At 67.0% G+C, this 10,871-nt stretch carries 10 protein-coding genes; 6 read left to right on the forward strand and 4 right to left on the reverse strand.

Going from position 1 to position 10,871, the window contains the following annotated elements; translation table 11 throughout:
* Window positions 1–27: 27 nt before the first annotated feature.
* Window positions 28–744, reverse strand: a complete 717-nt coding sequence (hutC, locus tag BMY53_RS03810) for a histidine utilization repressor (RefSeq protein ID WP_092943860.1) — start codon at window positions 742–744, stop codon at window positions 28–30.
* Between the two features lie 133 nt (window positions 745–877).
* Between hutC and hutU the strand changes: the two genes are divergently transcribed.
* From hutU to BMY53_RS03825, 3 genes are all read left to right on the forward strand, one after another.
* Entirely contained in the window at window positions 878–2,560 is a 1,683-nt protein-coding gene (gene hutU, locus BMY53_RS03815; protein WP_255370020.1) for a urocanate hydratase, read from the forward strand.
* Between the two features lie 169 nt (window positions 2,561–2,729).
* Complete coding sequence (gene hutH, locus BMY53_RS03820) at window positions 2,730–4,310, forward strand: histidine ammonia-lyase (RefSeq protein ID WP_092943863.1); 1,581 nt, start codon at window positions 2,730–2,732, stop codon at window positions 4,308–4,310.
* 16 nt (window positions 4,311–4,326) lie between these two features.
* Complete coding sequence (locus tag BMY53_RS03825) at window positions 4,327–5,679, forward strand: alpha/beta hydrolase (protein ID WP_177200701.1); 1,353 nt, start codon at window positions 4,327–4,329, stop codon at window positions 5,677–5,679.
* Between the two features lie 315 nt (window positions 5,680–5,994).
* Here the strand turns inward: BMY53_RS03825 and clsB are convergent, their stop codons facing one another.
* Genes clsB through nudB form a run of 3 tightly spaced genes read right to left on the reverse strand, consistent with a single transcriptional unit; the run spans window position 5,995 to window position 8,634 of the window.
* Window positions 5,995–7,266, reverse strand: coding sequence for a cardiolipin synthase ClsB (gene clsB / locus BMY53_RS03830; protein ID WP_255370021.1), 1,272 nt, complete (start codon window positions 7,264–7,266; stop codon window positions 5,995–5,997).
* A gap of 7 nt (window positions 7,267–7,273) precedes the next feature.
* Complete coding sequence (locus tag BMY53_RS03835) at window positions 7,274–8,101, reverse strand: endonuclease/exonuclease/phosphatase family protein (protein WP_092943869.1); 828 nt, start codon at window positions 8,099–8,101, stop codon at window positions 7,274–7,276.
* Complete coding sequence (nudB, locus tag BMY53_RS03840) at window positions 8,098–8,634, reverse strand: dihydroneopterin triphosphate diphosphatase (RefSeq protein WP_255370022.1); 537 nt, start codon at window positions 8,632–8,634, stop codon at window positions 8,098–8,100. The genes BMY53_RS03835 and nudB overlap by 4 nt, the downstream gene beginning before the upstream one ends.
* 325 nt (window positions 8,635–8,959) lie before the next feature.
* Here nudB and BMY53_RS03845 point away from each other — a divergent pair, with 325 nt between their 5' ends.
* The 3 genes from BMY53_RS03845 to BMY53_RS03855 all read left to right on the forward strand — a co-directional run bounded on the left by BMY53_RS03845 (window position 8,960) and on the right by BMY53_RS03855 (window position 10,807).
* A complete protein-coding gene (locus BMY53_RS03845; protein WP_092943871.1) occupies window positions 8,960–9,478 on the forward strand; it encodes a hypothetical protein in 519 nt (172 codons plus the stop codon).
* A complete protein-coding gene (locus BMY53_RS03850; protein WP_092943873.1) occupies window positions 9,478–10,044 on the forward strand; it encodes a hypothetical protein in 567 nt (188 codons plus the stop codon). The genes BMY53_RS03845 and BMY53_RS03850 overlap by 1 nt, the downstream gene beginning before the upstream one ends.
* Window positions 10,045–10,117: 73 nt before the next feature.
* Window positions 10,118–10,807, forward strand: a complete 690-nt coding sequence (locus BMY53_RS03855) for a flagellar basal body L-ring protein FlgH (protein WP_092943875.1) — start codon at window positions 10,118–10,120, stop codon at window positions 10,805–10,807.
* Window positions 10,808–10,871 lie beyond the last annotated feature (64 nt).

Below are 10,871 nucleotides of genomic sequence, written 5' to 3' on the forward strand. Positions count from 1 at the left end.
CCGTCACGAGCATCGACTGCACGCCATTCATGCTTGAAAACTCCCTTGCAAAAACCAGCGGCTGCCTGGATGCACCAGCCGCACCGCCGTCACCACCTGCCCCACGCTCAGCGTGCAGCGCTTCACCACCAGGCAGGGTTCCCCGCGCGGCATGCCCAGCAGGCGGGCTTCCAGCAGGTTGGGCATCTCGGCTTCGATCGTATAGCGCGCCTCAGACAGCGGCGCCACTTCCAGCAGGTAATGCGTGGGTGTGACACGCTCGAAGTCCTGTGCCATGTACGCTGGCGCACAGGCCGGATTCACCAGCCGGTCCTCGCACTGGATGGCCACGCCATTCTCGCGGTGCACGATCACGCTGTGGAACAGACGCGCACCTGGTTTCAATTGAAACTGCAGCGCCTGCTCCGCCGTGGCCTTGACCGTCTCCAGCACATGCACCGAGGCTTCATGGCGGTGGCCCCGGGCGGCAATTTCGTCATGCACGTCCCGCACCGTCAGCGTGGAGGCGATCCGGTTCAGTTCCGCCACGAAGCTGCCCACCCCCTGCACCCGCACCACCATGCCCTCCTGGTGCAATTCCCGCAGGGCGCGGTTGACCGTCATGCGGCTGACGCCAAACGCCTGGGTCAGCTCGGATTCAGAGGGCAGCCGCTCGCCTGGCCGCCAACGCCCGCTGGCAATGCCTTCGCGCAGATGCGTCTTGACCTTGAGGTATTGCGGGGCGGGACCAGAGGGCGTAACCATGGGCGGGCATCCTACTGGAGCAAACTTGTATAGACAAGCTTGGACAGGCTCCACATAATCGCGCCCCAACAGCCCCCGAGGCCGCCTCAAAGCTGCCCGGGAGGCGCCCCGCCCCATGTTTCAGGAGACCCTCATGAGCGCCCAGCCCCGCACCGTTCGCGCCCCCACCGGCACGCAGCTGCACTGCAAGAACTGGTTGATCGAGGCGGCCTACCGCATGGTCCAGAACAACCTGGACCCGGCCGTGGCCGAGAACCCGGACCAACTGGTGGTGTACGGGGGCATTGGCAAGGCGGCGCGCAACTGGGACGCCTTCGAGGCCATCCTGCAGGCTCTGCGTGCGCTGAACGAGGACGAGACGCTGCTGATCCAGTCCGGCAAGCCGGTGGGCGTGTTCCGCACGCATGTGGACGCGCCGCGGGTCTTGCTGGCCAATTCCAACCTGGTGCCCGCCTGGGCCAACTGGAGCCACTTCAACGAGCTGGATCGCAAGGGGCTCATGATGTACGGCCAGATGACGGCTGGCTCCTGGATCTACATTGGCTCGCAGGGCATTGTGCAGGGCACCTACGAGACCTTCGCCGAGGCGGGCCGCCAGCATTTTGGCGGTGACCTGGTGGGCCGCTGGGTGCTGACGGCCGGCCTGGGCGGCATGGGCGGCGCGCAGCCGTTGGCGGCGACCTTCGCCGGGGCCAGTTCGCTGACGATTGAATGCCAGCAGTCCCGCATCGACTTCCGTCTCAAGACCCGCTATGTGGACGAGCAGGCCAGCGACCTGGACGACGCGCTGGCGCGCCTGGCGCGCTACACGGCCGAGAAGAAGGCCGTTTCCATCGCCTTGCTGGGCAACGCTGCCGAAGTGCTGCCGGTGCTGGCCGCGCGTGTGAAGGCAGGTACGGCACTGCGCCCGGACCTGGTGACCGACCAGACCTCGGCGCACGACCTGATCAATGGCTACCTGCCCCCGGGCTGGACCGTGCCAGAGTGGAAGGCGGCAGCGGCCGATCCCGCGCGCCACGATGAATTGCGTAACGCGGCGGCCCAGGGTTGTGCCGACCATGTCCAGGCCATGCTGGCCTTCCAGGCGCTGGGCATCCCCACGGTGGACTACGGCAACAACATTCGCCAGGTGGCGTTCGACCAGGGCGTCAAGAACGCCTTTGACTTCCCCGGTTTTGTGCCGGCCTATGTGCGGCCGCAGTTCTGCGAGGGGCGTGGCCCATTCCGCTGGGTGGCGCTCTCCGGCGACCCGGAGGACATCTACAAGACGGACGCCAAGATCAAGGAACTGTTCCCTCAGCACGCGGGTGTACACCGCTGGCTGGACATGGCGCGTGAGCGCATCAGCTTCCAGGGCCTGCCGGCCCGCATCTGCTGGCTGGGGCTGGGTGAGCGGCACCGGGCTGGCCTGGCGTTCAACGAGATGGTGCGCACGGGCGAGCTGAAGGCGCCCATCGTGATCGGGCGCGACCACCTGGATTCCGGCTCGGTCGCCAGCCCCAACCGCGAGACCGAACGCATGAAGGACGGCTCCGATGCCGTCTCCGACTGGCCGCTGCTCAATGCCCTGCTCAACACGGCGGGCGGCGCCACCTGGGTGTCGCTGCACCATGGGGGCGGCGTGGGAATGGGCTATTCGCAGCACAGCGGCGTGGTGATCGTGTGTGATGGCACGGATGCCGCCGCCAAGCGCATCGAGCGCGTGCTTTGGAACGACCCCGGCACGGGCGTGATGCGCCATGCCGATGCGGGCTACGAAAGCGCGCAGGATTGCGCCCGGGAGCGGGGCCTGAATCTGCCGATGCTTGACCGTTGACGGGCAAACCGTCACGCAGCCACAGACAAGCGCGCTCCCACCTGCGCGGCCCCCCCGAACATCCACAGAACGCCAACCACCACCGTCAACGGCTCACAGCCTCAGTGCCAAGGTGCAATAGCTGATCCCGGCTGTGGCCTGTTGATCTGCTGATTCACTGCCTCTCATCATGACCACCTCGCTCGAACTCATCCCCGGCCATCTCACGCTGGATCAGTTGCGCCAGATCCGCCAGGGCGGCGTGCGCCTGTCCCTGCATGCAGACGCCTCGGCCGCCATCCGCCGCAGTGCTGCCGTGGTGCAGGCCGCGGCTGCGGGCGACGCCCCCGTCTACGGCGTCAACACCGGCTTTGGCAAGCTGGCCTCCAAGCGCATCGGCAAGGACGAACTGGCGGCGCTGCAGCGCAACCTGATCCGTTCGCACTGCGTGGGCGTGGGCGCGCCGCTGGCGGCGCCGGTGGTGCGCCTGATGCTGGCCACCAAGGCGGCCTCGCTGGCGCGCGGCTACTCGGGTGTTCGGGAGTCGGTGGTGCAGGCGATCATTGACGCCTTCAATGCCGGCCTCGTCCCTTACGTGCCGGCGCAGGGGTCGGTGGGCGCCTCGGGCGATCTGGCGCCGCTCTCGCACATGACGCTGGCGCTGATGGGCGAGGGCGAGATGCTGGTGGACGGCCAGCGCCGCCCTGCCCTTGCGGAACTGGAACGTGCCGGGGTGAAGCCGCTGGTGCTGGAGGCCAAGGAAGGGCTGGCGCTGATCAACGGCACACAGACCTCCACCGCGCTGGCCTTGGAGGGCCTGCTGCGCTTCGAGACCGTGTTTGCCAGCGCCATCGTGACGGGCGCGCTCAGCCTGGACGCAGCACGCGGCAGCGATGGCCCGTTCGACCCACGCATCCATGAAGTGCGCGGCCAGCCGGGCCAGATCGAGGCGGCGGCGGCCTACCGGGCGTTGCTCAGTGGCAGCGCCATCCGCCAATCCCACCGGGATGGCGACGACCGGGTGCAGGACCCGTACTGCCTGCGCTGCCAGCCCCAGGTCATGGGTGCCTGCCTGGACCAGGCTCGCCATGTGCGGGACGTGCTGCTGCGCGAGGCCAATGCGGTGACGGACAACCCGCTGGTCTTTGCTGGCGACGCGGCTGATGGGAGCGCTGATGGTGGGGGGGCTGCGGAGGCGGCCATGATCAGCGGTGGCAACTTCCATGCGGAGCCAGTGGCGTTGGTCGCGGATGCACTGGCCTGTGCCATTGCGGAGGTGGGTGCCATCGCCGAGCGCCGGATTGCCATGCTGATCGACACGGGTGTGTCGCGCCTGCCGCCCTTCCTCACGGCCAATGCGGGGCTGAATTCCGGGTTCATGATTGCCCATGTCACGGCGGCGGCGCTGGCCAGCGAGAACAAGTCGCTGGCGCATCCCGCCAGCGTGGACAGCCTGCCCACCAGCGCCAACCAGGAGGACCACGTTTCCATGGCCACGTTTGGTGCGCGGCGGCTGGGGCCGATGCTGGACAACACGGCGCACATCGTGGCGATCGAATTGCTGGCGGCGGGCCAGGGCATCGAGTTTCTGCGCCCGCTGCGCAGCTCGGCGGTGTTGGAGTCTGTGCATGCGCTGCTGCGCCGCCATTGCCCGGCCATGGCGGAGGATCACTATCTCGCGCCTGACATTGAACGTGCTGCCTGCATCGTCAATGAGGGTGAACTGGCAACAATGCTGCACACGAGAACTGCTATGGTGGTGCTGGACTGATTCCCCACTGAGATCCATGCGCCTGAACGCCCATTTCCGCAGCCCTGTGCGTGCTGCTGCCACGGCCCTGGTGGCCACGCTTGTCCGCTTCATTGCGGGGCTGTTGCTGATTCTCGCGGGCACGCAGGCCATGGCGGCGACGCGGGTGAAGTTCGAGATTGACCTGCGCGAGGAAATCAGCGCGGGCCGTTTCGACCCTGCCAAGGACCGCCTGGGCATCCGTGGTGCGGCGCCGCTGAGCTGGGACACGCCGCTCTATGCCCACCCGGCACCTCCGGCCGCTGGGCGGCCTGACGCGGCGCGTGCGCACAGCGACGGTCTCTGGACGGCGGACCTGGTGGTGGACCGCGCGCCATTGAACGGCGCGTTGCTCTACAAGTTCCGCATCGAACGTGCGGGCCAGGGCAACGGGGATGGCTGGGAGCCGGGTCCGGACCGCAGCCTGGAGCTGGTGGCGGAGCAGGTGTTGGTGGCGCGCGCCTTTGGCGCGCCGGCCGCGCCCATCTCCATCAGCCGCGCGGGCCATATTGAGCAGTTGCCGGCGCTGGGCAGTGCCCAGGTCGGTCCCCGCAGCGTGCAGGTCTGGTTGCCGCCCGGTTATGAGCGGCAGCCTGACCAGCGTTACCCGGTGCTTTACCTGCATGACGGCCAGAACGTTTTTGATGCGGCGGCCGCGGGGGCTGAGTGGGGCATGGACGAGACGGCGCAGAGCCTGGTGGTCGAGGGTCGCATCCAGCCGCTGATCATCGTGGCGGTGGCCAGTGGCCCCAAGCGTGTGGACGACTACACGGCCACCCGCATTGATCGGGACGGTTTGCCGCAGGGTGGCAAGGCGGCGGACTATGCGCGTTTCCTGATCGGCACTGTCAAGCCGGAGATCGACAAGCGTTACCGCACCTTGCCGGATGCGGGCCACACGGCGGTGGGCGGGTCGGGGCTGGGCGGCAATATGAGCCTGTGGCTGGCGCTGCACCGTGACGACATCTTTGGTGGTGCGTTGGTGGTCTCGCCGGCGCTGTGGTGGGACAACGAATTCCCGCTGAGGGACCTGGTGAAAACGCCACTGGGCCTGACCCAGCCGCGCCCGAAGCTCTGGCTGGACATGGGCACGGGTGAGGGGGATGCGGCCATCAAGCAGTTGCGCAACCTGCGCGGCACTTTGCTGAACCGTGGCTGGAACCGCAACGACATCAACTATCTTGAAGCGAACGGCGGCACGCATGACGAAGCCAGCTGGGCCGCACGTGTGGCGCCGATGCTGATCTTCCTGGACCGTTCCGTCTGGCCTGGCAAGACGACGCCGAGGATGCCCCGGGGTTCGGACGACCCGTTCCCGCCCACCATTCCGCAGCGGATCCAACGCGACTGATTTCAGTAGCGCCACTCCCCCCCACGGCCGTAGTCCTCTCGGCCGACAGTCCTCATTCAGCAAAGTGGACCGGAAATGAGGAGTGACCAGTATTTGGCAAGAATCGCCTGCCTTACCGTGCGCCAATCTCGAGGCACTGCGCTTCGAGGCACTGCGCATCGAGGCAGGTCTCGGTTCAGGAAAGTGCCGGCCCGGGGGGTATTTGCGTAAGTATTAGGGGGAGCCCGCGAAGCGGGCGGAGGACATGGAGCAAATGCCCCCCGGGCCGGTGCTTTCCGGCGCGCAGTACCCACCACAGCAGCAACAGCCGCAGCCTCAATACCGCCCCGTCGCCCCCGCCACCCGCAGATAAACATACGCCACCCAAGCCACGAGCCCCCGGCGCAACACCCCCCGCAGCCCTCCGGCGTCCGGCTGCTCCACACGCCGAGACCGCGCGATCGCCGCATCGAACTCCCGCGCCACGTCCCCGGCGAAACCGGCGTCCTGCACCACCACATTCGCCTCCAGGTTCAACAGCAGCGACAGCGGATCGATATTGCTGCTTCCCACGGTCGCCCAGTCGTTGTCCACCACACAGACTTTGGCATGCAAAAACGCGGGCGTGTACTCAAAGATCTGCACCCCATGCGCCAGCAGCTCTTCATACAGCGCATGGGCGGCCAACGCCGCGATCCGGTAGTCCACCTTCCCCTGCAGCAGCAACCGCACCTGCACCCCTCGCCGGGCGGCTTCCTTCAGCGCGCGCCGGAACCGCTGCCCGGGATAGAAGTACGGCGTGATCAGATCCACCCGCGCCGTCGCGCCGCGGATTGCGTTCACATAGGCCCGCTCGATGGTCCGACGCTGCCGCAGGTTGTCCCGCAGCACAAACGCGGCTCGCACGGGCGCCAACTGCTTCGGGTCTCGCTGCCGATAGGCGGCCTTGGGCATTTTTACCCGCCTCAGCAGCCGCCTCGCACGCCGCCATGGTGACGCGCTACGCACCATCGCACGCAGCTCATCCCCGAAATCGTGCCCCAGCCAGGCGCGTGTCCACACCGCCCGCACGGCCTGCTCCACCGGCCGCACCACCACGCCCCGCAGCGACGCGGCGAAATCCAGGCGCGGAAACTCGGTGCGCCCGTGATGCAGGTCCACCCGGTCTTCGATGATGTTGATGCCGCCCACAAAGGCGATATCCCCATCCACCACGCACAGCTTCTGATGCAGCCGCCGCAGCTGCCCCGGATGCAGCCAGTTCCACCAACGGTCGATCGGCCGGAACACCGCCAGCGCCACCCCGGCATCCGCCAGTTGCCCACGCAGCCAGGCCAGGCTCGACTTGCTTCCGAACCCATCCACCACCACCCTCACCCGCACCCCACGCAAAGCCGCGCGCCGCAGTGCCGCCACCGTGGCGGCGCCTGCCGCGTCGTCATGAAAGATATAGGTGGCCAGCCAGACCTCGTGCTGCGAACCATCAATGGCAGCAATCTGCGCGGGAAACAGGGCATCCCCCCCGCACAGCAGCTCCACGGCATTACCGCCACTGAAGCTGGGCTGGGCGCTCAGGGTCCAGGGAAACTGGGCGTCCTGCGGCTTCACCAGCGGGTCAGGTGTCCAGCACCAGTTCGGCCAGCAGCGGCAGGTGGTCCGACATGCGCGCCCAGCTGGGCCCGCGCGGTACCTTCATGTCCACGCAGCGCAGGCCACGCAGATAGATGCGGTCCAGCGAAAACACCGGCACCCGCGAGGGGAAGGTCGGCAGGCGGCCACGCCCCGGCACCAGCGCCCGGCTCAGCCCGCCATCCTTCATGGGCGCATCCAGGCGCTCGCCCCAGTCATTGAAGTCACCCGCCACCACCAGCGGCGCGCCGTCCGGCACGTGGTCGGTGATGAACTTGGCCAGCCGCTGCACCTGACGCACCCGGCTGCCGTGGATCAGGCCCAGATGGGCCACCACCGCATGCACCTCGTGCCCCTGCCAGCGCACTGGCACATGCAGCAGGCCGCGTTGCTCGAAGCGGTGGTCCGACACATCGTGGTGGCCAATGTCCCCCATCGGGTAGCGGGACAACAGCGCATTGCCATGCTCGCCATGGCGCGTGATGGCGTTGGTGCGGTAGGCCACCTCGTAGCCATCCGGCGCCAGGAACTCCGCCTGGCCCTGCTCCGGCCAGCCGAACCAGGTGCGCTCGAACTGGCGCGCCTCGCGGTGATGGAACAGCCGCACTTCCTGCAGGAAGACCAGGTCGGCATCCAGGGCCTGCACCCCCATGCCCAGGTTGTGGATCTCCAGCCGTTTTCCCGGCCCCATGCCGCGAACACCCTTGTGGATGTTGTAGGTGGCCACCCGCAGGCGGTCGGCGCTCTGCGCCGGGGTGGTGTCGGTGGTGGCGGAATTGATGGCGGCCGCGTGGCGCGGCGTGGGGCGGGTCATGAGGACTCTCCGGTGCCGGCAGGGGCAGGGCTTTCCTCCGCAGCCAGGGCCGCAGGCTTGAAGTGGGCCGGCAACTGCAGGATGGCTTCCGCATTGGACGGTGAAAAGCACAGGTCCGCCGCCTCACGCCAGGGCAGCCAGCGGTATTGCAGATGCTCACGCGGCGCCAGTGTGACGGGTGTGCCGGCCGGCACGCACAGGCCGAAGACATGTTCGGTGTTGCGCGTCACCCCTGGCGCGTAGCGGTGGCGCCAGACCGGGTAGATCTCATACACATTGGCCAGCAACCAATCCACCAGCGCGCCAGGCGGCAGGGCGGCCACCGAAATACCGGTTTCCTCCCCCACTTCCCGACGGGCGGTCTCCAGCAGGGGCTCGTCCAGGTGGTCCTTGGAGCCCGTGACTGATTGCCAGAAACCGGGGCGGTCCGCCCGCTCCAGCATCAGGACCTCCAGGCCGGTGGTGTGGATCACCACCAGCACGGATTCGGGAATCTTGTAGGGGTGCGGCGACATGAGGACGGCTTCGCTCATGGTCGAAAGCATATCCCAGCGCCGCAGACCGCCGCCCAAGCCCGCCTTCGAGGCCTCGGCGGCGTCATGTGTCAGTTTTTGCATCATGTTTGTCTCTGGCGAATGACATGCCAGGACACATTGGGGCGCATTTCGCCGCCCGACACATGCGGCGCCCTCTGCAGCAATGTTTGTTTACGCCCAACAAATGTTGGTGAGTGCAAATTTCTGTTTGGACGGAAGCAACGCTTTCTGAACCGAAAGGATGACCCGGTATTCATTGGATGCCCCAAAACCCGAATCCGCAGAATTCAATCCATCGCAAACGGCACCACAGGAGGTGGCCATGACCTCGATCCCCAACAATTCCCTGGTGGCCTCACGGCAACTCACCAGCCGCCCCAGCGGCAGCTATGAGATCAACGCCCGCGAATACGGAACGGTGGCCGCCTCGGCCATCGGCCTCACCCAGGCGGTTTACCAAGGTGGCGAAAACGCCGTCAGCGCCATCGTCTCGCTCAGCGAGGAAGGCCTGCAGGCGCTGGAAAGCGGCGCCACCACGGCCGGCCATGCCATCAGCGAAGGCGCCTCCGCCGTCGGTGAAGCCATCAGCGACAGCGCCTCGGCGCTGGGCGACGCCGCCACCGCCGTGGGAAGCGCCATCAGCGACGGTGCTTCCGCCCTGGGCCACGCCATCACTTCCGGCGCCACCACCGTCAAGAACGCAGTCGTCAGCGGTGCGGAAAGCCTCGCCAGCGGCGTGGGCACCGTCGTGGATGAAGTCGAAGACATCGGCAGCACCGTGGCGGGTTATGTATCCGCTGGCGCCGTCGCCGGCCGCGCGCTGATCGACGAGATCCTGTGATGACACGCGCGCTGTCCCCACGCGGCATGGCCGTGGCCGCCGTCCTGGTCGGGACTGGCGCGCTTTCGGGCTGCTCGCTCTTCAGCCCCCTGCCCACCATCGAGTTGATCAAGGCCAGCGCCAGCGCGGCCACGGTCGCCATCGGACAAGGCCCGAACAAGGCCAGCCAGACCGTCTTCCAGGGCGCCGCCGTGCCCAAGCGCGTATGCATCGAATACAACCGCTCGCTGCAGATGCCGGACTTCGTGCCGGCATTGATGGCGGAGCTGAAGGACCACCAGGTGGCGTCGCGTGTGTTCGACGTGGGCGTGCGCCCCGGCGACGAAGAGTGCCCTGCCTGGCTGCACTATGCGGGCCTGCAGCAGTGGGACAAACCACCGCTGTCAGACCAGATGCGGCCCTACCTCGCCAACGCGACCCTGAGCCTGCATGACGCGGGCGGCCGGCTGATGTCGGCCAGCACCTATCAAAGCGAAGAGGCCGTCATGGGGCTGGGCAAGTGGGGTAGCACGCGCAACAAGCTCGCTCCCGTGGTGAAGGCCCTGCTGACCGGCTTCGAAGGCTGATCACCCGCACATTCCACCGACCGGCCCGGCCCTGGCCGGATCCTGACCGTCACATCGACCATCGAGGGACATCATGTCAAAGACCACCGCCGCCGTTCTGCTGATCGGAACCGTCCTGACCACCGCCTGCGCCTCGCACGACCCCATCCTCGTGCAGGATCCCATCCACGTGATGCCGGCCCCGGAGGCCGCCTATGTGGAGCGCACCAACAACGGCGCCATCTACCAGCCCGGCATGTCGGCCGCGTCACTCTTCACCACCGAGCGCCGGGCCCGCCAGGTCGGGGATTCGCTCAAGGTGGTGATCAGCGAGACCATGAGTGCCAATCAGAAGACCAAGACCGACACCAGCCGCGAAAACGCGCTGGCGGTCAAAGGCCCCGGCGGCTCCAGCAATGTCGGCCTGATCGACAAGCTGCTCAAGGCCGATGCCTCCGCTTCCGGCAGCGACTCCTACAAGGGCGACGGCACCACCGAGAACAGCAGCAGCTTCAGTGGCCAGATGGCTGTCTCCGTGATCAACGTCCTGCCCAACGGCCACCTGGTGGTGGCCGGCGAACGCAGTGTGGCCATGAACGGTGGGATGAATACGCTGCGCTTCTCCGGCATCGTGAATCCGCAGGACGTGCGCAGCGGCAACCAGGTCGCCTCCGCCGACATCGTCAACGCCCGCATGGAACTGGTGGGCCGTGGCGAAGTGGCCGATGCCTCCCATCGCAGCTGGCTCCAGCGGGTGTTGGCGAGCAGTCTGTCGATCTGGTGAGCAGACATGACTCATGAACGTCGATTGACCTGCAAATAATTGCTATCAACAGCCTGCAATTCAG

The sequence above is a fragment of the Roseateles sp. YR242 genome (assembly GCF_900109745.1).
Taxonomy (GTDB): Bacteria; Pseudomonadota; Gammaproteobacteria; order Burkholderiales; family Burkholderiaceae_C; genus Roseateles.